This is a genomic window from Prosthecobacter sp., assembly GCF_044222565.1.
Classification (GTDB): Bacteria; Verrucomicrobiota; Verrucomicrobiia; order Verrucomicrobiales; family Verrucomicrobiaceae; genus Prosthecobacter.
In genome coordinates this window covers 1-25717 of sequence record NZ_JBGANA010000035.1, presented here as the reverse complement: position 1 = coordinate 25717, position 25717 = coordinate 1, and the positions used below count along the sequence as shown (strand labels likewise).

Annotated in this window: 10 protein-coding genes; 5 read left to right on the top strand and 5 right to left on the bottom strand. The window is 62.4% G+C overall.

All coding sequences use genetic code 11. The features are described 5' to 3' along the window. Positions 1-129 precede the first annotated feature (129 nt). Positions 130-1407, bottom strand: a complete 1278-nt coding sequence (locus tag ACILSR_RS30495) for a PQQ-binding-like beta-propeller repeat protein (RefSeq protein ID WP_395753601.1) — start codon at positions 1405-1407, stop codon at positions 130-132. 106 nt (positions 1408-1513) lie between these two features. Here ACILSR_RS30495 and ACILSR_RS30490 point away from each other — a divergent pair, with 106 nt between their 5' ends. Beyond that, positions 1514-1735: a hypothetical protein gene (locus ACILSR_RS30490; protein WP_395753600.1), complete on the top strand. Its 222-nt coding sequence runs from the start codon at positions 1514-1516 to the stop codon at positions 1733-1735. A 5-nt stretch (positions 1736-1740) separates the two neighbouring features. Then, on the top strand, positions 1741-2040 hold the full coding sequence (locus ACILSR_RS30485; protein WP_395753599.1) for a type II toxin-antitoxin system RelE/ParE family toxin: 300 nt from the start codon (positions 1741-1743) through the stop codon (positions 2038-2040). Positions 2041-2269: 229 nt separating this feature from the next. Here ACILSR_RS30485 and ACILSR_RS30480 read toward each other — a convergent pair whose 3' ends face one another. Both ACILSR_RS30480 and ACILSR_RS30475 read right to left on the bottom strand, forming a co-directional pair. Beyond that, the gene (locus ACILSR_RS30480) at positions 2270-4312 is read right to left on the bottom strand and encodes a carbon starvation CstA family protein (RefSeq protein WP_395753598.1); all 2043 of its coding nucleotides are present in this window, start codon (positions 4310-4312) and stop codon (positions 2270-2272) included. A gap of 109 nt (positions 4313-4421) precedes the next feature. Continuing rightward, positions 4422-5363: a ThuA domain-containing protein gene (locus ACILSR_RS30475; RefSeq protein WP_395753597.1), complete on the bottom strand. Its 942-nt coding sequence runs from the start codon at positions 5361-5363 to the stop codon at positions 4422-4424. 114 nt (positions 5364-5477) lie between these two features. Between ACILSR_RS30475 and ACILSR_RS30470 the strand changes: the two genes are divergently transcribed. Together ACILSR_RS30470 and ACILSR_RS30465 are read left to right on the top strand one after the other, a co-directional pair. Beyond that, positions 5478-5972 carry a peptidoglycan endopeptidase gene (locus tag ACILSR_RS30470; RefSeq protein ID WP_395753596.1) on the top strand — a complete coding sequence of 165 codons (495 nt, stop codon included), beginning with the start codon at positions 5478-5480 and terminating at the stop codon, positions 5970-5972. After that, on the top strand, positions 5969-6439 hold the full coding sequence (locus tag ACILSR_RS30465) for an RNA pyrophosphohydrolase (protein WP_395753595.1): 471 nt from the start codon (positions 5969-5971) through the stop codon (positions 6437-6439). Before ACILSR_RS30470 ends, ACILSR_RS30465 begins: the two co-directional genes overlap by 4 nt. 90 nt (positions 6440-6529) lie before the next feature. Here ACILSR_RS30465 and ACILSR_RS30460 read toward each other — a convergent pair whose 3' ends face one another. After that, the gene (locus ACILSR_RS30460; protein ID WP_395753594.1) at positions 6530-7453 is read right to left on the bottom strand and encodes a UbiA family prenyltransferase; all 924 of its coding nucleotides are present in this window, start codon (positions 7451-7453) and stop codon (positions 6530-6532) included. Between the two features lie 40 nt (positions 7454-7493). Next, positions 7494-8504 (bottom strand): glucose-6-phosphate dehydrogenase assembly protein OpcA, encoded by a 1011-nt coding sequence (locus ACILSR_RS30455; RefSeq protein ID WP_395753593.1) that lies wholly within the window; start codon positions 8502-8504, stop codon positions 7494-7496. 289 nt (positions 8505-8793) lie between these two features. On the opposite strand from ACILSR_RS30455, the gene ACILSR_RS30450 reads away from it, so the two are divergent. Continuing rightward, on the top strand, positions 8794-25581 hold the full coding sequence (locus ACILSR_RS30450) for a M36 family metallopeptidase (protein WP_395753592.1): 16788 nt from the start codon (positions 8794-8796) through the stop codon (positions 25579-25581). Positions 25582-25717 lie beyond the last annotated feature (136 nt).

Sequence of the window (25717 nt, the reverse complement as noted above, 5' to 3'; positions counted from 1 at the left end):
CAGGGAGCGCGAAGGGGGCTGGCGCCGGTCGGCATCCGCAGGAGGCGGACGGTTCGCGTAACGCGTGAAGGGCGCGTGCTTGCGGGGCCGCTGATCGACGGTCAGGAGTGACCATCGTACTTCAGGGGCCTACTTTTTGATGCGGTACAAATTCGCTTCGGTGCGGATGAGGAGGTCGGATCCGATGATGGCGTAGGAGGCGAGGGAGCGTTCGGCGAGGTCGTTTTGGGCGAGGATTTCGAATTTTTTGCCGGGCTTCACGACGATGCCGAGGCCTTTTTCGTCCTGGAGGTAGAGCTTGCCGTCGGCGGAGAGGATGGAGGCGGAGATGGGGCCGGTGCAGCGTTCGGAGTAATGGATGGCTCCGGTCTTGGCATCGGCGCAGGTGAGGATGCCGTTGTCGGCGACAAAGTAGATTTCTTCTCCCACAACGACCATGCTAGGATTGTGAGGGGCGGCTTTGTCGATGCGCCAGGCGAGGTTGGTGGGGGTGATGTCGCCTTTGGACTCGGCGTTTACTTTGATGGCGTAGAGCACAGGTTTGTCGTAGCCGCTGGAGAGGTAGATGATGCCGTGGGAGTAGATGGGGCGGGGGACGACAGAGTAGCCCTGGTCGTAATTGAAGTGCCAGATTTCGGTGCCGGTTTTGGGATCGAGGCCATTCACGACGCCGCTGCCGGGGGTGACGAGTTGCTTCTGGCCGTTCACGTCGATGATCAGCGGGGTGCAGAAGGAGAATTTCTTTTTCGCCTCGGACTGGCGGGCGAAGGTCCAGCGCTGTTTGCCGGTGGTCTTGTCGAGGGCAATGACCTTGGGCTCGGTTTCGGCATCGGCATTGAAGATGAGGAGGTCTTCGAAGAGGACGGGGCTGCTGCCGTTGCCATGCACCGGGGAGTACGCGAACTCCTGGGTGGACCAGATGGTTTTGCCGGTGGCGGCGTCGAGGCAGGCGGTGCCGAGGTGGCCGAAGTGGACGTAGAGCTTGCCGTCTTCAAAGACGGTGGTGGGACTGGCGTGGCTGTTTTTGCGGTGGGCGCGGGGGGCTTTGGCCGTGAAGAGCTCGACGTCCCAGACGGGCTTTCCGGTGGCGGCGTCCAGGGCGAGGGCATGCAGCGAGCGGTCGGCCTTGGGATCCTCGACGCCGCCGATGGGCAGGGCGGAGGTGAGGAAGATGCGGGTGCCGATGACGACGGGTGAGGACCAGCCGATGCCGGGGACGGGGGCCTTCCACACGATGTGGGAGGTTGGGCTCCAGGTGAGGGGGAGGTTCTTCGCCTCGGAGTGGCCTTGTGCGGCTGCGCCGCGGAACTCGGGCCAGTTGGCGGAGGTGGTGGTGGGCGCGGCGGATGCAGAGACGGCCAGCGCAACAAGACCAGCGGCGGAGAAGAGAGCGTTTTTGGAAATCATGTGGCGCTTCATACGAAGGCTGAGGCGGCTGACGATCAAAAAACACGCGGCTTTGATGCTTCTGTGAGGCTTGACATCAAGCATTTGGTCCTAAACAATGAATGCCATGCAACTCACGCTTACAGGCCCTATTGAAGCCTTTATTCAGCGCCAAGTGGCTCAAGGTTATAAAGACGCTGACGAAGTCGCAAGGCAGGCATTTTTGCGCTGGATGAGCGAAGAGTCAGAAACGCCGCCACTTATCCAGACCCGGCTTGATGAGGCCGCCGCTGGACGTTTTGTTCCCGGTGATCGAGCCAATATTCAACGCATTATCGCTGCTGCCTGATTCCCGTGCGATACGATGAGAGTGAGTATGTGTTCTGCGATTTGCAGGCCATCTATCGTTATATTCGGCAAGACGATGAGGCGGTCGCTCGCCGGTTTTTGGAGGCTGCCTACGATTCCTTTGAGTTTCTTGCGGAGAATCCCAAGATTGGTCGCGCGCGGCCTGAATTTGCACATGCGGGACTGCGGTCTTGGAGGGTTCAGGGCTTTCGCAGCTATCTCATTTTTTATGCGCCTTGCGGTGAGCGTCTGCAAATCTGGCGGGTGCTGCATGGCTCTCGCGATCTTCAGGCGGTGATGAAATGAATGATGTGTGGCGAGCCTGGGCGTGATGCTAGTTTTGCAAGCCGGAGGGCTGCCTTTGGATGGAGTGCCCTTGGAAGCTCTAGAAAGCGGTAGCTTCGATGCAGGCTTGCGCCGTGCATCTGCGCGACCGCACTCCAAGACCCTGGCCCGCGGCTTGAGCATGCCGTGTGTTTGCGGGGGGCTGGGAAAACGAATTGGAAGCTCGTTCTACGGGTGCTGCCGCGTCGATTCAAGCGCCCTCCGGCAACGCCACGTAGGGCTCTTCGTTGAGGACGACTTTTTTGGCACCGCTGAGGAGCTTGATCCATTCGACGAGGCAGCCGAGGAAGATGATGGCGACGGCGAGGAGGAAGAAGGCGGTGACGACGGTGTCGACGGTGAAGTTGAACTGCTGGGCGGTCCAGGTTTTCATTTCGGCGGGGGTGCCGCCTTTGGCGAGTTTGTCGCCGTAGAGCTTGGCACCGGAGATGAAACCCATGCGGGGATCTGAGTCGAAGAGCTTGATGTAGCCGGCGGTGAAGGTGGCGCTCATGAGGAAGAGAAGCGGGATGACGGTCACGAGCATGTAGCGCGCCTTGCCCATTTTGATGAGGATGGTGGTGCCGAGGCAGAAGGCGATGACGGCGAGGAGCTGGTTTGCAATGCCGAAGAGGGGCCAGAGGGTATTGATGCCGCCGAGGGGATCTACCACGCCCTGGTAGAGGAAGTAGCCCCAGGCAGCGACGAGAAGGGCGCTGGCGAAGACGTTGGCGGGAAGGCTGCGGGTGTTTCCCAGGGGTTTCCAAAGGCCGCCGAGGAAGTCCTGCAGGATGAAGCGGCCCACGCGGGTGCCGGCATCGATGGTGGTCAAAATGAAGAGCGCCTCAAACATGATGGCGAAGTGGTACCAGAAGGACATCCAGGCAGGTCCGAAAGCGCGGGAGAACATCTGGGCCATGCCGACGGCAAAGGTGGGAGCGCCGCCGACGCGGCCAAACATGGTCTTTTCGCCGATGTCGGCAGCCAATTTGTCCATGCCTGCGACGGTGACGGGGAAGCCGGCATTGGAGATAACTTCGACGACCTGGGCCGGGGCCATGGTTTTGTTGATGCCGGCATTGATGGCGAAGTATTCGCCGGGAAGAAGGGCGCTGGCGGCAACGAGTGCCATGAGGGCGACGAGCATCTCGGTGATCATGGCGCCGTAGGCCACGCTGCGGATGTCTCCCTCGTTGTCGAGGAGCTTGGGGGTGGTGCCGGAGGAGATGAGCGCATGAAAGCCGGAGATGGCACCGCAGGCAATGGTGATAAAGACGAAGGGAAAGACGCCCCCGAGGAAGACGAGACCGCTGCCATCGATGAACTTGGTGAGCTTGGGCATCTGCAGTTCTGGCGCGACCCAGATGACGACGACGGCAAGAACGGCGACGGTACCGATCTTCATGAAGGTGCTCAAATAGTCGCGCGGAGCGAGCAGCATCCACACCGGGAGCACGGAGGCGGCGAAACCGTAGATCATGATGGACCAGGCGATGGTCTCGCCATCTTTGTAGAAGTAGTGCTCGATGCCCCACTGCTTGAGATTGCTGCCAGCCCAGACGCTGACGAGCAGGCCGATGATGCCGAAGATGGTGATGTTGCGCACGCTGACACCGAAGATGGTGTGACCAAAGCCCATGATGAAGGCGAGCGGGATGGTCATGAAGATGGTGAAGAGGCCCCAGGGGCTTTCGGCGAGAGCTTTGACGACGACGAGGCCGAGCACGGCGAGGAGGATCGTCATGATGGCGAGGACGGAGATCATGGCGACGAGGCCGACGACGGGATTGACCTCTTCCTTGAGCATCTGGCCGACGGATTTTCCGCCGCGGCGGATGGAGGCGAACATGACGATGGCATCATGCACACCGCCGCCGAGGGTGGCGCCGATGAGGATCCAAAGCATGCCGGGAAGGTAGCCAAACTGGGCTGCAAGCACCGGGCCAACGAGGGGGCCGGGGCCGGCGATGGCGGCGAAGTGGTGGCCGAAGACGACCCACTTGTTGGTGGGAACGAAGTCCTTGCCGTCCTTGTGCGTGACAGAGGGCGGAGCGCGGTGAGCATCCAGCACGAGCACCTTCGTCATGAGCCACTTGCTGTAAAAGCGGTAGGCGACGGCGAAGGAGCAGACGCCCGCGACGATGAGCCAAAGAGCGTTGATCTTTTCCCCATTATGAAAGGCGGAGAAGGCGACGGCACCGGCCCCGAGAGCGGAGACGGCAATCCAGATGAGGACTTGAATGGGCTTGGGCATGGTAGGGAAAGTAGTCCAGTTGCGCTGCAACTGGATTTGGACAGGGAATTAACAGAGGGAAAGTCGGACTAAACGGACCCGAAGAGGCTCCAGTTGCGGCGCAACTGGACTACTTTTTGGCGGCATCCGCCTTCGCAGGCTTGGGCGGCGGTGGGGCGACGTAGGGGGGATTTGTCATCGCGCCGGGGGCGGTTTCCTTGAGGTTTGGGGGGACGTCGGCTTTGACATCGCCGAGGGCCCATTTCACGCCGCCGATGAGGATTTCCTGGAAGGTGGGGTTGGTCCAGACGTCTTCGCGATGGCCCATGGCGGTGTACCAGACGCGGCCGTCTCCTTCTTTGCGTGCCCAGGTGCTGGGGTAGGCGGGGCGTTCGTACTCCTTGCCTTCCATGGCGGGGGCATCGATGACGCTGAGGACGTGGATGTCAGGAGAGAAATCTTTGAGGGAGTACCATTCCTCCATGAAGCCGTAGGTGGGGCTGACTTTTTCGAAGCCGGGGAATTTGGGATCGGTGACGGTGTTTTTGGCGTCCTGCTGCTTGCCGTGCTTGATGAACTCGGCGCCGAGGAAGTGGACGTAGGCGTCGGCTTTTTCGCCGTGGTTGAGGTAACGCTCGGGGCCTTTGAGTGCTTCGTTGTCGGTGTGGAAGGTGTCGCTGGCAGAATGGGTGCCGATGAAGCCTTTGCCGCTCTTCACGTAGTCGAAGAGGGCCTGCTTGCCTTCTTTGCTCATGGGTGGGTTTTTGTCGGTGCCTTCGCTGCAGAGATCTCCGGTGGTGTAGAAGAAGACGGCGTCAAACTGGGCGAGGTAGTCCTTGCTGAATTTGGAACCGTCCTTGGAGAATTCGAATTCCCAGCCGTTTTTCTCGCCGAGTTCGAGGAGGACTTTTTCGGCGTAGCTGGGTTTGCCGTTTTTCCAGGAGATGACGCTGTGCTCGAAGCCGCTGGACTTGGAGAAGAAGAGGATCTTGTGCTTGGGGGCAGGGGCGGAAAAGGCCACGACGCAGGCGGCGGCGGCCAGCATCAGGGGAGCAGCGAGTTGTTTGATCATGGTTGGCGGATTCTGGCGGGTGTTTGAAAACAAGGCAAGGCGGTGTTGACCCGCCTTGTCATTTCGAGCGGGCTGAATACGATGGCACGGATGATGCGCTTGCTTTTTCTTGTCATGTCCCTGTCCCTTTGCGTTCTTCTCTGCCAATGCGGCGGCGGGAGCGCTGGCGCGAGCTGGAACTACAAATATGCCCCGGGCAAGACTGCAGTGATCATCGGGGGCAGGGCCGTGCCGCCAGCCAATGCGCCTGCGGCAGTGATGCGGGCGATTTCCGCAGGGAACCGAATCTGCACCAAGCCGTACCGGCGCGGCGGCGGGCATGCCCATTTTGAGGACAGCGCCTATGACTGTTCCGGGACGACCTCGTATGTGCTGCACGCAGCGGGGGCGTTGAACGCGCCCACGGTGTCAGGGGCTTTCCGGAACTTCGGCAGCAGCGGGCATGGCAAATGGATCACGGTGTATGCGCGCAAGGGGCATGTGTTTTTGGAAGTGGCGGGGCTGCGGCTGGACACGGGATACAGTGACGCGGACAGCGACGGACCGCGCTGGAGCAGCCGCTCGCGGCCAACGAAAGGGTATGTAATGCGCCATCCGTCCGGCCTATGATTCCCGCCGAAGCCATTGTTTACCGACCGAACGTCGCGGCGATCTTGCAGCGGGAGGACGGCTGCATCTTTGTGGCGGAACGGATCAACATCAAGAATGCGTGGCAGTTTCCCCAGGGCGGCGTGGACGAAGGGGAGGATGCGGAAACGGCGCTGTTTCGGGAGCTTGAGGAGGAGATCGGGGTGAAGCGTGAAATGCTGCAGATCCTCCAGCGGCGTGACGGCTACCGGTATGCGTTTGCGAAAGGGCGTCTGAAGTACGGCATCTATGGCGGGCAGGAGCAGGCGTACTTTTTGTGCCGGTTCAACGGAGCGGACTCAGACTTTAACCTGGATGCGACGCACCGGGAGTTTGCGGGCTTCAAATGGATCAAGCCGTCTGAGTTTCAGATGGACTGGGTGCCGAAGTTCAAGCGGCGGGTGTACCGGCAGGTAATGCTGGATTTTTTTGGGGTGGAACTGGGGTAGGGCAGGGGAGTGTGCCGAATGGATGGAAAGGGATTGGTGGCGAGGAGTGCGCTCCAAACAGGTGCAGCCATCCGCGGTATTCCACCTCACTCACGTGGCCGCCACCCATCGCTGCCAGAAGCGGAGCACGGGAGCCAGAGCGACGAATCCAAGCGCCACGGTCACAGAGACACTGGATACTGCGAGCGCATCCACGATCACGATACCCGCGAGCAGCAGACCCACGGCCTGACCGGTGGCCTGGCCACCCTGGCGCAATTTTTGGGTGGCATAGGAGATGAGAATGGCAAAGGCGGCGAGAATGAATATCTGCATGGCATTCCCACCCGCCGAGGCAAAACGCATCATGAAGACGATCCCCGGTGTGTAGAGCAGTGCCAGGGCCAGCAGCGTGGAGGCCGCGGGCGCCATCCCCGCCTTGTGCTCCGAGCGCGCTGCAAGCGTGATGCCGACCACATAGCAGCCCAGCGCAAACGCCGCAGGCAGGGTGATGATGAATCCCGGTGGCACCGCCGCGGGATCCGCCGCCGCAGCAGCAGCGGGGTCGGCAGCAGGCATCTGGATCCAGCCGTCTCCGGACACCGCGCTGGCGGCCATGAGGTACAGCAGCAGACGGCACATGCCCATGATGACCACAGAGCCGGCCCATTTTTTGTGGAAGAGATCGTAAAACACGATGGCCGCCACCAGGATGGCGGTCACGCGCGGATTGGAGCCAAACCAGGCCGCCATCGTCGCTCCGCCCAGCAGCATGAGCACGCTCATGGTCCACGCCGTGCTGGCGCTGACCCTGCCGCTGGGGATGGGGCGCTCCCGCCGGTGCTCGCTGTCAAACTTCACGTCCGCCGCATCGTTCAGAATCATGCCGCCGGTGTAGAGCAGAGAGGCCGCGAGAAGCATCCAGGCAAAGCGGTGATCCGTGGCCACGCCGCCCGCGATCAGCCACGCCGCGGTGACGTTGGTCCAGACGGTGGGAAGATTGGAGATACGGGCGAGTTCGAGCCAGGGGCGCATGCCTACAGTCTTGAGATCCCCGGCGCGGAATGTCGAACGGTTATTTCAACATACTGCGCACAAAGGGCAGCATGGAGGAGTACAGCGTGCTGCCATGAAAACGGGAAAGCAGTTCGCTCACGAGCTCGGCGTCGCTGTCCACGTCCGCAGGCAGCAGCTCCTCGTGCTTGTGGTCTCCGCAGGTGGAGTTCACACGTACAAAGCAGGAGTCGCAGTCACGGCGCACCTCGCCGCGGATGCCCTCCCCTTCGAGCACCAGGCCCTGCAGCGCGGGCCCGCTGTCCTTTTCGCTGAGCTCCACCTCCAGGTTTGCCTTCAGCCGCTGGTTGATCCAAGCGGCGAGCAGCAGCGCGGAGGTGCGCTGGCCTTTGAAATGGGTGATGCGGATGGTGGTCAGCTTGGAGAAATTCCGGCAGGCGGTGGCATCCTGAAAGCAGGCGGCCAGCGCCGTGCGCATGAAGTGGGAGCGCGTCCATGCCAGGTCACGCACATTGATCCGGTCATGGCCCGCGTTCATGGCGGTCAGCAGCGCGTCAAACTGGCGGGCGGGATCTTCCCAGCGCGCGCTGTCGATCACCAGGGTGTCAATGCGGCTGTAGAGGCGTTCTTCAAAGTTCTTGGACAGGTCCGCCTGCCACCAGACCACCAGGGGCAGGTCGGAGTCCAGGTGGGCAAACACGATGTTCTGCACCTGCGTGGCGTCTCCGCCTTCGAGCACAAAGCTGATCTGCTCGCTGCAGACGACCTGCTTGCCCTGGTAGGGACGGCAGCGCGCCTGGATCCACGCCCGCGCACGCGGAGGCCGCATCTCCGGCATGGCGAGGATCAGCAGCGCGCGGCAGGCGTTCTGCGCGGCCACATTGTCCAGCAGCTCGTTGTCCTTGTTCAGCTGGCTGGAGTCCTCGGTGTAGATCGCCAGATTGATCAGCGAGGCGCGTGTCTTTGCCTCGTCACTCTCCCACAGCTGTTTGAGAGCGCGGTCGATGCCCGAAATGGGTGTTTCCAGACCCAAGCGGTCGAGGTCGGAGTCAAAGCTGGTGGTCGCGTACATGCAGACAAAAATGGCCGCAGGCACGCAGCTACACAAGGAAAGGTTTGCACCCGATTTTGCCGTCAGTCGCGCGATCGGGCAAAGCGCGCGTTATTTCACCAAATAATTCTTGTCTTTACACGTTCACTCGGGGAATCATCCCGCCGTGAAATTGATTTTTCTTAAAAGATTAGGCTTTGTCCTAGCCTTATTGCTAGTCGTTACAGCCGTAAGAAGCTTTCTTCATAAAACTGAGGTAGAGACTGCGTCAGAGAAATCATCTAAGACGAGCACTGCTGTCAAGCCAACTGTGGCCCAGGCGAAACGCAGCTTCATCCTGGACCGCGCGAAGAAGCGCGTGGAGGAGATCGACCGCCGGGAGGCTAAGGCTGCCGCACCCAGCGCCACCCGAGTCCAGGCGCTCGCCGCATTGCGCCAGGAGATCCCCGGCGTGCAGGTGGACTTCGACGCCATCACCGGCGCCCCAAGCAACATCATGGCCGCGGGCCGCTTTCTGACCACGGGAAAGGGCGCGACTGCGGACCCGTATGCAGCGGTGCGGGAGTTTGTGACCAAATACGAAGCCCTGTTTGGCCATGGGGCGGCCGCCCTGGAGCCGGGCAAGTCCCGCGTCACTCGTGAAGACATCACGGCCCACAACGGCATGCGCACGGTCGTCTGGCAGCAGGAGGTGGCCGGCGTGCCCGTCTTCCAGACGATCCTGAAGGCGAACCTGACAAAAAATGGTGACCTGGTGACCCTGGGCAGTCATTATCTCACGGACCCCGTGCAGGCCGCTGGAGACCAGGCGGCACTGGTGGCCAGGCCGCCGCTGGATGCTGGAGACGCGCTGACCACGGTGGCCACGAACCTGGGCGGGGAATTGCAAAAGGCCGCGGTCGTCGCCACTCAGGCCGCCTCTTCAATCGGTGCTGACAAGTCGCAGAAGCTGACCGCGCCCGGTTATTCAGACACCACGGCGCACCTGACCTGGGTGCCCATTGATGAAAGCACCCTGCGCCTGGCATGGCAGGTGGAGACCTTCAGCCTGCAGCAAAACGAGATGTTCCGCGTGCTGGTGGATGCGGAAAAGGGCACGGTGCTGGTGCGGCAGAGCATCACCACTGACATCAGCAATGCAAGCTACCGCGTGTACGCCAAGCCCGGCTTCCAGCCGTATGACAGCCCCACGCCATTCTCTCCGGGTTACAGCACGCCCTCCAGCGTACAGCCGGCGGAGGTGAGCCGGAATCTGGTCACGCTGGACGCCCTGAACACCACGGCCTCCCCCAACGGCTGGATCGACGACGGTGGAACGCAAACCCTGGGCAACAACGTGGATGCGCACACCGACACGAATGCGGACAACGTGGCCGATCTCCCACGCCCCACCTCCGCCACGCGTAACTTCGATTTCACGATGGACCTCACCCAGGCCCCGTCCACGTATCGCGATGCAGCGGTGACCAATCTCTTCTACCTCTGCAACTACATTCACGACGTTTACTACGGGCTGGGCTTCACCGAGAGCGCGGGCAATTTCCAGACGAACAACTTCGGACGTGGCGGCCTGGGCAATGATGCCGTGCAGGCAGACGCGCAGGACGGCAGCGGTACGGACAATGCCAACTTCTCCACCCCTTCCGACGGCTCTCCCGGCCGCATGCAGATGTACATTTTCTCCAACCCCTCTCCCCAGCGCGATGGCGACCTGGACCACGAGGTGGTGATCCACGAATACACCCACGGCCTCAGCAACCGCCTGGTGGGCGGCGGTGTGGGCATCTACCAAAACCAGACCCAGGGCATGGGCGAAGGCTGGTCCGACTTTTATGCGCTCTGCCTGCTCAGCGAAGCCTCCGACGACATCAACGGCAACTATGCCGCCGGCGGCTATGCGACGAAGAATTTCTTCGGCCTCACCGAGAACTACTACTACGGCATCCGGCGCTACCCGTACTCCACGAACCTCACGAAAAACCCGCTGACCTTCAGGGACATCGATCCCACGCAGGCCAGCGCCCATGCAGGCATCCCCCGCAGCAGCGTCATCGGCAGCACCGCGGATGAAGTGCACAACGAGGGCGAAGTCTGGTGCGTGACCCTGTGGGAGATGCGCGCCAACCTGGTGGCCCGCTATGGCTGGGCGGTGGGCAATCAGCTCACGCTGCAGCTCACGACGGACGCCATGAAGCTCTGCCCGGTGAATCCGAACATGCTGCAGTCCCGCGATGCCATCCTCCAGGCCGACCTGGTGGACAACGGGGGCGCGAACCGCAACGAGATCTGGGCCGCCTTTGCCAAGCGCGGCATGGGCTCCAGCGCCACCTCCCCCTCCAGCAGCACCACCGTGGGCCTGGTGGAGGCCTTTGACTTTCCGGACGATCTGGGCGTGACGCCGTTCGCCAGCACGACGGCTTCCGGCGTGGTGGGCGGCCCCTTCACTCCGGCCGCGCAAACCTTTACGCTGACCAACTCCGGCACCTCTTCGCTGAACTGGACCGCCGCCAAGACTCAGCCATGGGTCACACTCTCCGCTGCATCCGGCACTCTGGCTGCAGGTGGTAGCACAACCGTCGTCGCGTCCTTCAATGCCGCCGCCAGCAGTCTGCCCCCAGGTTCCTACACGGACACGGTGAGTTTCTCCAATACGACCAGCGGCGCCGTGCTCGCCCGCAGCATCAGCCTGACGGTGGATCCCTTTACCATTCCCATCTTCAGCGAGCCTTTCGCCACACCGACACTCGGCGCCGGCTGGACCATCACTGGCACGAACTCCTACCGCACCCAGGTCACCAGCAGCAACTCCCCCCATGCCGGCACCTACCATCTGACGATGGACTCCAGCGTGGATGACAACTACTCGCGCAATGAGGCCACCCTCACGCTCAACATGGCCGGCCACCACAACGTGCAGCTCAGTTTCTGGGCCAGATCCTACAGCGATGAAGGCAACGGTCCTCCCCCTTCTCCATTCCCGGGCACCGGCTATGATTTCGACGGCGTGGCCATCAGTGCGGATGGTGGTATCAACTGGTATGAAGTGCAACCCCTGCGCTCGCTGACGGACACTTACACCAAATACGTCGTGGATATGGACGCCGTCATGGCCTCCCACGGACTCACCTACGGCTCGAATTTCAAAATCCGTTTCAATCAATACGACAACTACGGCATTGCCACGGACGGCATCGCCATTGACGACATTGCAGTCGTCGAGACGGTCAACAATCTGCTCTCCCTGTCCCTGCCAGCAACGGCCAGCGAAGGAGACGCCCCTGTCACGGCCACCCTGTCCATCTCTCCGGCGCAGGTGGCAGATCTGACGGTCTCCCTCGCGTCCAGCGCGGCGGATGCCACCGTGCCCGACTCCGTGCTGGTGCCCGCGGGTTCGACCTCCGTGACCTTCCCGGTCACGATCTTGGACGACTCTCTTATCGACGGCACGCAACCGGTGCTCATCTCCGCCAACGCAGCGACTTTCGGACCTGCCATCAAGACCCTTCTTGTGAATGACAATGAAACGGCCGTGATCACTCTCACCCTGCCTTCGAGTGTCCAAGAAGGAAGCTCACCACCGGAAGGTACCGTGAGCGTCAGCACGCCGGTGGACAGGGATGTGACCGTGACGCTCGTGTCGGACAATGTCTCCGCCCAGGTGCCTGCCAGTGTGACGATCCCCGCCGGGCAGACGCTCGCCCTTTTTACCCTGCTGCTTCCCAATGACAATCTGCTCAATGGCAGCCGCACCGCAGCCATCTCCGCCAGCGTGCCGAACTGGACGCCGGGAAGCACCACCGTGACGGTGCTGGACGATGAAGCGGCCGCCATCTCCCTGACTTTGAACACGGAAACAAACGAGAGCGCGGGAGTGGGCACCACGGTGGGCACCGTCACTCTCGGCGGCATAGCGGTTACGCCCGTGACGGTCGCCCTGGCCTCCAGCGACATCACGGAGCTGACCCTGCCTGCCACCGTCACCATTCCTGCGGGGCAGAGCAGCGTCCTGCTCTCCGCTGAAATACTGGATGACACAGATCTCGACGGCACTCAGACCGTGACCGTCAGCGCCTCCGCGTTTGGCAATCCGCCAGTGACGGGCACCATCCCGGTGCGTGACAATGATGCGGCCAGCTTCGCGCTGAGCACGGTCGCCAGTCCGCAGCGGGAAAGCGCGCCGTTTCAGTTCACCATCACCGCACGCGACATCGATGGTCTCACGCTGCCTGCCGTGGCCGGACCTGTCACCCAGACGGCGGCGAATGGTTCCGGTCCCATCAGCTACAGCTACCCGGCGGCGGAATTTGTGAATGGCGTGTGGCAGCAAAACGTGAGCGTGCTGCCTCCGGCCATGAACGTCGTCATCACCGTCACTGGCCCGCAGGCCACGGCGCAGAGCAATGCCTTCAATGTCCTGCCCGGCCCGCACCTCGGCGTCGCTCCCGCTTCTTTCACACTGGACATCCCGCGCCAGTCCAGCAAGACGCGCACACTCACCCTTTCCAACAACGGCCAGGGAACCATGACCTGGAATGCCTCCGGGTCCCAGACCTGGCTGACATGCGCGCCGGCCAGCGGAACGGTGGAGGAGGGCCAGTCCGCCATGGTGTCGGTCACCTTCAATGCGGCCTCGCTCTCGGAAGGAACCACCACGGCGCAGCTTAACATCACCTCGAATGATTACACCAATCCCACCGTGGGCGTGCCCGTGACGCTGAACGTCACCGCGCCCGTGGCCAGCTTCTCCTGGGACGCGGTGCCCTCTCCCCAGCGCGTGAACTCCCCCTTTCCCGTGACCGTGACTGCGAAGGACAGTTCAGGCGGCACCATGACGAACTACGAAGGCCCAGCGGGCCTCAGCGCCTTCACGGGCGTGGCCGGCCCCGCCACGGTGAAAGTCGTCAGTTTTGTCGGCTACGCGGACACGGCTCAGGAATATCCGAACACTAAAACCGCCATCTCACGCTATTTCACCGACTATGTGGAGACCTCCTTCTCCTCCACCACTGTGTCAGCGCTAACGACTGCGCTCGCAGGCCAGCACGTGCTTCTGATACCTGAGCAGGAAAACAGCACGTTTTCTCAGATGCAGGCTTTGGGCACGGCCTGGAGCAGCACTTTGAACACCTTTGTGTCCCAGGGCGGCACGGTGATCGTCTGCTCCTACGGGGTGAACGAAGAGCAGATCCTAGTCCAGTCAGGTCTGCTGACTGTGACCAAGATGACGTCTCCCGAGTTCACAACCTTGGAGAATGTCACCAGCACCTTTCTCAATGCAGGCATCACACCGCCCATCACGCACGAGTGGATGAGCACCTACTCCGCCACCACCAATGGAGTGGTCTCCATCCGCGAGGTGAGCACCGGCTACCCCGTGGTGGTGCACCGCAATGTAGACCTCGGCAAGGTGATCCTGATCGGCACGGACTACTTCACCACCAACACCTCGATGGACCGTGTCGTGGCCAATGCGGTGGCTGCCAGCGGTCCGCAAAACATCCCGCAGCCCCTCACCCCGGTGAAAACGGGCACCTTTGTGAACGGCGCCTGGAGCGGAGACGTCACCGCCGGGCTGCCATTCACCAGCGGCAGGCTGCGCGCCACACAGGGCAGTGCCACGGGAGACTCCAATGCCTTTGATGTGACCGCGGACGGCACGCTCAGCATCAGTCTTGCAGGCCCCAGCGTCGGCGAAAATGCGGGGACCTTCGGCGGGACGGTGACCGTCTCGCCAGCGCCTGCCGCGGATGTGGTCCTGACCCTCAGCTCAAGTGTCGCCACCGCCGCTGTGCCGGCATCTGCCAGCGTCACCATTCCCGCAGGCAGTACCAGTGCTCCCTTCACGCTGAACATCATCGATGACGCCATCCTTGATGGGCCGCAGACCACTCAGATCGGTGCGGTTGGCATCGGTTACGCAGCGGTCAGCACACCCCTCGACGTGAATGATGACGAGGGCGCGACGCTGACGATCAATCTCTCTTCAGACACCTATGCCGAAGATGCGGGCACGATCTCCGGCACCATCACCTCCAGTGCTGCACCGGCGAATGCCATCACGGTGCAGCTGGCCTCCAGCGACACCACCGAGGCCACCGTGCCTGCCAGCGTGACTCTGCCCGCGGGCGCCACCTCCGTGCCCTTCAGCCTCACCGTGGTGGATGACCCCCTGGTGGACGGGCCGCAGACCACCGTGCTCTCCGCCACCGTCGGCGGCTGGACCAGCGGCACCAACACTCTCACGATCACGGACAATGAAGCGCGCACCCTCACCATCAATGGCGTGCCCACGAGCATCAGCGAAGGCGCGGCCACGCTAACCACATCCACGATTTCTCTCGCAGGCCAGACGGCCGAGGACCTCGTCGTCACGCTGACTTCCAGCGACACCACCGCGCTGCCCACCCTCTCGGTCACCATCCCCGCCGGAGCTTCCTCGGCAGCTTTTGATCTCGATCCCGTGGACGACCTCCTGCTGGACGGGACGCAGCATGTCACGCTCACCGCCAGCGCGGCCACTTTCACCAGCGGCAGCGCGGACATCGATGTGCTGGACGATGACGTGCATCACTTCATTCTTTCCACGGTTCCCGGTTCGCAAAATGAAGGCATCGCCTTTGCCTTCACCGCCACCGCCAAGGACGTCAATGATGTCACCATCACCACGGCTGTCGGAGGTCCGGTGAATCTGACCGCCGCGGGAGATGGCGGCGCCATCAATGTGCTGCCTGCCGTGCTCGCTCCCTTCACCAATGGCGTGTGGACTGGAAACGTGCGCGTCATGGGGCCTGGCACGAATGTGAAGCTTACCGTGGCCTCACCCACGGCCACCACGCTGTCGAATGCCTTTGATGTCGCGGCCGGTCCGCGTCTGTCCGCCAGCCCGTCCAGCTTTGCGCTCAGCATCGCCCAAAACACCTCGAAGACGCGTACGCTGACGCTGAGCAACCCCGGCGTCAGTCCGCTGACGTGGAGCCTGAGCCCTTCCTATGCGGTGAGCGTAGCTTCCGGTCGCGAATTCGTCGGCCTCACCATGCCCATCTCCAAAGAGGAGGCGGATTCCCGCCCTGCCACTTCCTGGTCGGAACCCCGCACGCCCGAGGCGGCCGCAGTTTCGTCCTTGGGCTTCGGCAGGGGCCTGGACGACTGCCTGGCGCAGATCAATGCCCGCTACGCCGAGATCACTGCACTGATCCCGAACCGCTACGATTTCTCCGATGGTGTCACGGGCAACTACATCTCGGATGGTGGCAACGACATGTATGACGGCGGAAACTACCTCAACACCAACCTCGGCACCTCCATCTCCTACTCCGACAATGTGATCTTATCCCCGGCCACCAGCCTGGGCGCGGGAGGCAGGTACTTCACGCGCAAACAGCCCGGCTTGTTTGTGTTCGCGGCGGATGTCGCCGGCCTTTCGACCTTCGGCATCACCGGCAATCTGGGTGCGGACAGCGGTGGTTCGATGGATGCCGCAGTGCTGACCGCGTCACGCTCGGGAGTGAACTACAAGGGCTTCGTCAAACGCGTGTACAATGCCGGGGACCCTTCGGTCAATCATATCATCATCGTCGCGGACAACGGCAGCGTGGCGCACACCTATGCCACGGACACCAATGACGACCAGCACACCGTCACGGGCCTTACTGGAGTGACGCGGGTCTATTACCTGCTCTATGCGGGACAGAGCGGCGGCTACATCAACGATGCGCAGACCACGGCCATCTTCACCAAGTTCCTCGACATTGCCGAACAGGCAAACTGGCTCACCGCCACGCCCACCAGCGGCACCATCGCGCCCGGAGGCAGCACACCGCTGCAGGTGGGCTTCAATGCCTCAGGCCTGCAGCCGGGGGTTTATCAGGCAGGTCTGCAGATCAACAGCAACGACGGCCTGCAGCCCCAGCAGACCATACCGGTCGCCATGACGGTCACGCCGGGCCTGCACCACTTTGACTGGGACAGCATCTCCTCGCCTCTGGTGGTCAATGCGCCGGCAACAGTCACAGTGCGCGCCAAAGACTCCGCGAACAATCCCGTCACGGACTTTGCGGGGACGGCGGCGCTGACGGCCATGAATACATCCGCCGCCAGTGAAACCACCGTCGGCACTGGCATCAGCAGCACGTACTACATTCTGGACACCAGCTATCAGGTCCACCGCACCCAGTCCATCTACACGGCGGCGGAGGCGGGCTCGGCGGGCCGTCTCACAGGCCTCGCTTTGGATGTGGCTACACTGGGGTCTCCCACCACCAGTACTTTTACCGTACGCCTCAAGCACACCACCCGGGCAAACTACTCCTCGGACACCTCCTGGGAGGGCAGCGGCTGGACGGTCGTTTACACCGGCAGCAAGACCCTCGCGACGGGCTTGAACTACTTCACCTTTACCAACCCTTTTGACTACGACGGCTCCAGCAATCTGATGGTGGACATCAGCTTTGCCAGCGCCAGCTACAGCAGCGCCTCTTATTGCAAATACACCACGTCCGCCGCCGCCCGGACCATCTACAACGGTGCATACTCAGGCGACCCGCTGACGTGGAGTGGCTCGAGCACCTACGCCTACACGAGCACCGCGCAGCCAAACCTCCGGCTGGTCAAATCCAGCGCCCCGGCGCTGATCACTCCAGTGAACACCGGAGCCTTTGTGAGCGGCGTGTGGAGTGGAGACATCCGCCTGGGTTCGGTGGGGAGCATTGCCGTCACCGCCACGTCAGGCAGCGCCACCGGCACCAGCAATACCGTGACCACCACATCCTCGGGGCAGACGCTATCTCTCACACTCCCTGCCAGCGTGGCAGAAGGCCAGGGCGTCTTGTCTGGCACAGGCAGGGTTACAGTCTCCAGCGCTCCGGGCTCAGCGCTTACCGTATCCCTGGAGAGCCTGGACACCTCGGAGATCACTCTTCCGGCCACGGTCACACTTCCAGCCGGACAGACCACCGTCACTTTCGATGTCACCGTGGTGGATGACGCGGTGCTGGATGGTCCCCAAACCGTTCAGTGCCGCGCACTGGCCACCGGCTACCCCACCGCCACCAGCACCAGCACGGTGACCGACAATGACAGCACCACCGTTACCGTGACGCTGCCAGCCACCGTGACCGAGGGAGCCACCGCCCAGGGCACCGTGCAGTTCGCCAGCCCCACTGCGGCAGATTTAACCGTGACGCTGGCTTCATCCCTGACGGCCCGCGCCACCGTGCCTGCCTCGGTAGTTATTCCCGCCGGTCAGAGCAGCGCCGCCTTCACCATCACCGCGCCGGACAATTCCATCATCGACGGCACACAGATCGCCACCATTACCGCCACCCTGGCCGGCTCCACCCCGGGCACGGCGACGATTCAAGTCCTCGACAATGAGAGTACCAATCTGACAATCTCGCTTTTCTACAGCAGCATCAGCGAGGGTGCTGCTCCGCAGACCTCCGCCGGATACGTTTATCTGTCCGGCAGCGTGACCAGTCCGCTGACCATCAATCTTGCGTCCAACGACACCACTGAGCTGACCGTCCCCGCCACGGTCACCATCCCTGCCGGCAGTTCCAGCAGCAATTACTTCACGCTCACGCCGGTCAACGACAACCTGAAGGACGGCTCGCAGATCGTGGCCCTCACCGCCACGGCAGCCGGATTCACCTCTTCCTCGCAGAACATCACGGTGCTGGACGATGACGTGGATCATTTTGCCATGACCACGATCCCAAGCCCGCAGGTGCGCAACGGGGCCTTCAACGTCACCTTCACCGCGAAGGACGTGAACAACGTCACCATCACCACCTACGCGGGCACGCCCACCCTCAGCGCGGCGGATGGAGGCTCCTCTCTGCCCATCACCCCGGCCACGCTCAGCGGCTTCTCCAGCGGCGTCAAAACGCAGAGCCTTTCCATCGGCAGCTATGCCACCAGCGCCATCGTCAGCGTCACGGACTCCGTTGCGGGGAGCACAAGTTCCAGCAATGCGTTTGCGGTCAGCTATGGCACCATGAGCCAGTTTGGCTGGAGCGCCATCGGCACCCAGCAGTCTCCCGGAGTGCCTTTCAGCACAACGGTCACCGCCCAGGACGCCCAGGGAAACACCGTCCCGACTTTTACAGGCACCGCCAGCGTGCAGGGGATTACCACCGCCTCCGAGTCAACCATTGGCACCGGCACCGTCTCTGCGGGCAAGCCCTTCGACACCAGTTACGATGGCACGCGTACTCAGATGATTTTTCTCCCGTCTGAGATCGGCGGTGCCGGACTGCTGACAGGAATCAAGTTCAATATCTCCGTCCTGCCCGGCCTGCCGATGTCTCGTTTTGCCATCCGTGTAAAACACACCGCTACCGCTTCCTATCCCAGCAGCACCAATTTCGACAACACCGGTCTCGTCACCGTGTATTCCAGTCCATCTGAGAGCGTTGCCACCACTGGTTTGAAGACCTTCAACTTCATCACCCCGTTTTCGTATGACGGCGTGCAAAATCTGCTGGTGGATGTGGTGTTCGACAATGCCTCCTCCGCCGCCGCAGGCTATTGCCTGGGCACCACCACCGCGTCGGCGCGGGTTCTCTACGGCAGCAATCAGCGTTCCTGGGGCTACGGCGATCCCTACACCTGGACTTACGCCAACAATTTCACCACCACGCAGCTCCCGAATGTGAAGCTGGTTTTTGGCACCACCATCGCGGTGACTCCCGCCACCACCGGCGCTTTCACTGGCGGCGTCTGGAGCGGCAGCCTGACCGTGCCCACCGCTGTGTCCAGCATCCGGCTTCAAGCCAGCGCCGGCAGCATCTCCGGCATGTCGAACTTTTTCTCCACCAGCCCGCCGACCCTTTCCATCTCCCTGCCTGCCTCCGCCGTCGAGTCTGCCAGCACAGTGTCCGGAACGGTCTCGCTCAATGTGCCCCAGGCCTCCGCCACCACGGTCAGTCTTTCTTCCAATGACACCACCGAAGCCCAGCCCGCCGCCAGCACCGTGACGATCCCTGCCGGCTCCACCTCCGCCGCCTTCACGCTTAACATCATCAATGACAGCCTGCGGGACGGTTCTCAAAACGCCACCATCACCGCCAGCGCTGGCGGCATGACCAGCGGCACCGCGACCATCACCGTCACTGACGATGACGTGGACAACTTCCTCGTTTCCGCCGTTTCCTCCCAGGTGCGCGCGGCCGCCTTCTCGGTGACCTTCACGGCCCGTGACGTGAACAACGTCACCATTCCCACCTACTCCGGCACGCCCACCCTCACGGCTCTCGATGGTGTCACTCCGCTCACCATTTCCCCCACCTCGATGTCAGGCTTTTCCAGTGGCACGAAAACCCAGAGCATCATCATCTCCAGCTTCGCCACCAATGCCGTGATCACCGCCACGGACGCGACCACCGGAGGCAAAGGCAGCAGCAATCCGTTTGTCGTGTCGTACGGCCCCTTGGATCACTTCAGCATCAGCTCGGTTTCCTCGGTCCTTGCCAATGGCATCGCACAGCCGGTCACCATCACCGCGCAGGATGCCTTCAACAACACTCTCAGCTCCTTCAATCAGACGGCCAATCTTGCCATCTCCAGTGATCCGACTTTTAACACCTCCGGTACGAGCACTACGGTCTGGTCCATTCCTCTCGGCTCGCAAAGCCGCACGCAGCGCATGCAGGTGATCTACCTGCCCAGCGAGGTGGGAGCCACGGCCCGCAACCTCAACAATCTGGCTCTGTATGTCAGCACCGTGCCCGGCAGCACGCTCAGCAACTTCACCATCCGCATGAAGCACAGCGCGCTGACCAGTTACAGCACTGCCTCCTGGGACAGCAGCGGCTGGACGACCGTTTATCAGGGCAATCCGGCCATCAGTTCCACCGGATGGAAGCAGTTCGACTTCACCACACCCTTTGCCTATAACGGCACCAGTTCGCTCATGGTGGACTACAGCTACTACAATTCCGCCACCGGCACCGTCCAGGGCTACGTCCAATACACCACCGCCTCCGCGACCCGTACCGTGCTGCTTCAGACAGACACGGACTACGCCAGCCCTCTCACCTGGACCGGCACGACCAACCCAACCCCCGCCAGCAATGCCGTGGTGCCCAATGCACGCTTCGGCTCCTCCAGTTTCGCCCTTCCTGTGACTCCGACGGTCACCGGCAGTTTTACCAACGGCGTATGGACTGGAAGCTTCACTCCTGGGAGCACGACGGCCTCCAGTGTCAAGTTCCGTGCCAGCAGCGGCGTTGCCGCGGGCGCCACGGGCAACTTCACGGTCAGCACCCCCGCTCTGGGGGTGACTCTGCCGGCTTCCGTTTCTGAAAATGGGGCCACCGTTTCCGGCACCGTCACGGTCTCCTTTGCGCTGCCGTCGGCACTCACGGTCAATCTAGCCTCCAACGACACCACGGAAGCCCAGCCCGCCACCTCCACCGTCACGATCCCCGCCGGATCCACCTCCGCGTCATTCACGCTCAACATCGTCAATGACACCCTGCGTGACGGCACGCAAAGCGCCACCATCACCGCCAGCGCCGCCAACACCACCAGCGGCGGCGCCACCATCAGCGTCACCGACGATGACGTGGACAACTTCCTCGTTTCCGCCGTGGGCACCCAGGTGCGCTATGCGCCCTTCGGTGTGACCTTCACCGCACGCGACGTGAACAATGTCGTCATCACCAATTACTCGGGGGCCCCGGTCCTCACCGCTGTAGATGGCGCCACTTCTTTGACCGTCTCGCCGACGACTGTCAGCTCATTCAGCGGTGGCACAAGATCCCAGAGTGTGACGGTGTCCAGCTTTGCCACCAACGCCGTCCTCACCCTCACGGATCCCGTCACCGGAGGAAAAGGCAGCAGCAGCACCTTCGCCGTCACCTATGGCACAGCCGTCCAGTTTGGCTGGAGCACCATCACCCAGCCCACGGCGGGAGTGCCCTTCTCCACCACCGTCTCCGCTTTGGACATCTATGGAAACACCGTGGGCAGCTTTACGGGCAACGCAGGCGTCACCGCCATGAAGGCCACCAAGACCGGCACCGGAGCTTCCAGCTGGTCCTATCCTCTCAGCCACACCGGTTTCTCAAACCGGGCGCAGACCATCTGCACCGCCGCGGAGCTCGGAGCGGCCAAAGTGTTCCAGTCCCTGTCTCTCAACGTTATCTCCCTCGGTTCTTCCGCAAACACGGGGGTCTTGACCATTCGGATGAAGCACACCTCGAAGTCCGACTACACGGCGTCCGCATTGTTTGAGACCACCGGCTGGACCACCTGCTACCAGGGACCGACGGCGGCGTTTGCCGGAATGAACACCTTCACCTTCACCACTCCCTTCACCTACGATGGCGCGCAGAACGTGCTGGTGGACATGTGCCTCACGACGGGCGTCATTCCCGCCACCGCCATGACGAGCGCCACCGATGCGGGCGCGCCGCTTTCCGTTTATGCCAACGCTCTTTCCGGCGATCCGCTGCAATGGTCCTATGCAGGCACCACCACCAACCTCCGTCCGGATTTCATTCTGGGTTCCGACCCCGGCTTCACCCCCACCCCATCCATCACAGGGGCTTTCGTTTCTGGAGTGTGGACCGGCTCATTCACAGTCCCCTACACCTCAAGCGTTCTTCTGAAGGCGCAGTCGGGGACCACGCTGGGTTTGAGCAACATCTTTAACCCGCTGTCCCCCTCGCCCCTCACCCTCTCCCTGCCCGCATCTGCCGTCGAATCCGCAGGAAGCGTTTCAGGCACCGTTTCCATTCCTGTTTCGCAGGCCACCGATACGCTTGTCAGCCTCTCCTCCAACGACACCACGGAAGCCCAGCCTGCACTGGCTACGGTGACCATCCCCGCCGGCAGCACCTCCGCGGCTTTCACGCTGAACATCATCAATGACAGCCTCACCGACGGTCTCCAGACGGCCACTGTCACCGCCAGCGCCAGCGGTTTCGGCAATGGCACCGCTCCGATCAATGTGTTCGATGATGACCTCAAATACCTCAGCCTCACCACGCTCTCAGGGTCGGGCGTTGCCGGCACATCCTTCCCACTTACGGCCAGCGCTCGCACCATCGATGGCTACCCAGCCACCGCGGTTGACGGCACCTCCGCAGCGCTGGCCTGCACGGTCGGAGGCACCGCAAACACCATCACCCCCGGCAGCACCGGCACATTCTCAGGCGGCCTATGGAGTGGGAATGTCACTATAGGAAGCGCTGGCGTTGCCGTTATTACGGCCACCAGCGGCAGCGTCACGGGCACCTCGGGCGAGTTCCCGCTCAATGCCGTCGGCGCGGGTACGTCCTCACAGTTTGTCATCACCGGCCTCACGAGCGGCAGCCAGATCAATTCCGGCACCAGCCAGAGCATCACCGTGCGTGCGGTCAATGCCACAGGCACCACCGACAACACTTACAACGGCACCGCAGACATCTCCGTCAGCGCACCAGGACTGGGCCAGGTGCTGGTGGGAGATGGCGCAACGACCTCGGTCTTTCCTTTCTACGGCGGAAACCATGACACGCGAACCCAGGTGATCTACACAGCCGCTCAGCTCGGCGGCCGCCCCATAAGCCTCTCCGGTCTCGCTCTAAACATCGCCAATTCCGGCGGCGCCTACAGCACTTACACCATCCGGCTCAAGCACACCACGAAGGCCAGCTTCAGTGGCACCTTCGCCTGGGAGACTGGCTGGGTGACCGTTTACCAAGGCACGACCACACCCATCGTCGGCTGGAACACCTACACCTTCAGCACGCCGTTTGACTACAACGGCACGGACAACCTCATGGTGGACCTGAGCTTTGACAACAGCAACATCTTCTCAACAGCCAACGCGCGCCATACCTCTGCCGACGCCATCATGATGACCTCCGGCGGCGCCAACAGCACCAACGGCACCCCCGTTTCATGGGATGGCGGCACCACACCCGTTGTGGCCGGAAGCTATTCGCAGCCCCAGCTTCGCCTGCTGGTGAATGGCGGCATCGCCGTCTCCCCCGGCCAGACAGGTTCCTTCACAGGCGGCGTCTGGTCCGGCAGCGTCACCCTGCAAGGCGCGGCCAAGGATGTGAGCCTCACCATCAGCGACCGCTCCGGACGCTCCGGCACAGTCGGGGGGCTCGTGCTCGCCCCGGCTGCTCCTTCCATGAATTCTGAGCCCTTCTTCACCGGCGGCACCTCCAATACCTTGTCCTGGCCACCAGTAAGCGGTGCCCTCAGCTATGACATCCAGGGCACAAACAATCCCATCAACTTCACCACCTTGGCCATCAACCAGTCCACCACAGGCACCAGCGCCACTGCCACCGCCCTCGGCAACTATGTGCAGTACTGGTACCGACTGCGGTATCAGCGCTCGGTCACGTTTGGAGACTCCACCTGGTCACAGACCCGTTGGGGGGATTTTGCTGCGGATGCGCTTTCCGGTGTGTCTGCGGACACGGTCGCCGGCAGCGTGACCCTCGCCCCCACGGCCACCTCGCCGTCGGCAGTGGTGGAAGACTTCAACGCCAGTGGCGTGACCTGGAGCAACCTTTTCACCGTTCAGGGAGGGACCTCTGGTTATGCCTTTGCCCGCAGCGCCCTGACCGCCGGTCCGAATACCTCGCCCGAACTGCCGATCAACCAGAACGGAGACATGGAAGGCCGCGTTAGCGGTGCCTACGCCTGGTGCCTGGCCGCGGACACCCCTGCCAACAATTTTTACGATGGCTCCATCGACGCCTACCTCTGCCCCGAAACACCGGCGGCGGCCATGAGCGGCGCGCTGATCCTGCGCGGCGGTGTCGTGAACGGCGCACCCGTGGGCTATCAGGCCCTGGTCACCTACAATTCAGCCACTTCCGCCACCATCTCCATCGCCTATACCGGCGTTGGCAACATCGCCGCCTTCCCCTCCGTGACGGTCTCCGCTTCGGACATCATCCGGCTCACGTTCAGCGCCAGCGGGCCCCGTCTCGTCCTTAACGCCTGGAAGGTCGGCGTCAGTGGTGGCAGCGTGGTTGAAACCCCCATCCTGAACGGCGGTTCCGCCAGTCTCGTCGCCTACGACAGCCACCACACCTCCGGCCGCGCCGGCCTGCGGACGCTCAACGGCAGCAGCGCCATGCTGTTTGACAGCATCACGATCACTCGTGAGACGCCTGTTTACAGCTTCAACACCGGCACCATCACCTCGGGCACCCTCTCTCCCGCCGTGCGTCAGCTGTGGGGCCGCCTGAACTATGGTGCCACGCTCCCGGCCGGCACCGCTCTCTCCGTCAGCGTGCTGGACTCTGGCAGCAACGTGCTGGCCGCCAACGTCGCCTCTGGCACGGATCTGAACACCCTGCCTGCCGTGGCCTCCGCCTCCGCCATCATGCTGCGCGCCAGCCTCTCCACCTCGGACTCCAGCGCCACCCCGCAGCTCAATGACTGGAGCGTGGACTATACCGCCGCTCCCGGCCAGACGGTCACCAGCGCGTGGTCAGGCACCGTCAGCTCCGTCCAGGATGCCACCCCGCCCGATGTGACAGCGCTCGTCACCACCATCAGCGGCACCACCGGGACTCTGCGCGGCACCGCGTTTGATGCGGGCAGCGGCATTGCCAGCATGACCGTGGCCGGCACTCCTGTCACCGGCTCCTTCTCCTCCTGGAGCAGCCCACTCTCCGGCCTCCAGGATGGCCCCAACACCATCACCATCACCGCCACGGACAGCGTCGTGCCGGCCAACACCGCCACCATCACCACCACCGTTTATCAGATCACCAATCCTGTGCAGGACACCAACAACGACGGCATCAGCAGCCTCATGGAGCACGCCATGGGCATTCCGGCCGGCACCGCAAACCCGCGCTCCATGCTGCCAGCCACCACGCTGCAGACTGATGGTACTACCGGAGACAAATACCTCACCATGCAGTTCCGCCGCCGCATCCAGCGCACCGGACTTTCCTACACCGTGGAAACCAGCAGCAATCTCGCCACCTGGGACAAAACGGGAGCCAACGTTCAGGTCATGAGTTCAACTCCCACCGGCGATGGCGTCACGGAAAACGTCACCATCCGCGTCACCCCGGCCATGAGCACCTCCAATCCCAGCAAGTTCGTCCGCCTCACCGTGACAACGAATTAGACCTAATGCCGCTAAGCAATCGTTGTGACGGCGAAGTTTCTGGAGGTGGACGACGAAGAGGTGTTGATCATGCGTGGCCATTTGTCCACAGGGCGTCGGACTTTGCGCTGGCAGGATCTTGTTCGTCGTGGTGGCA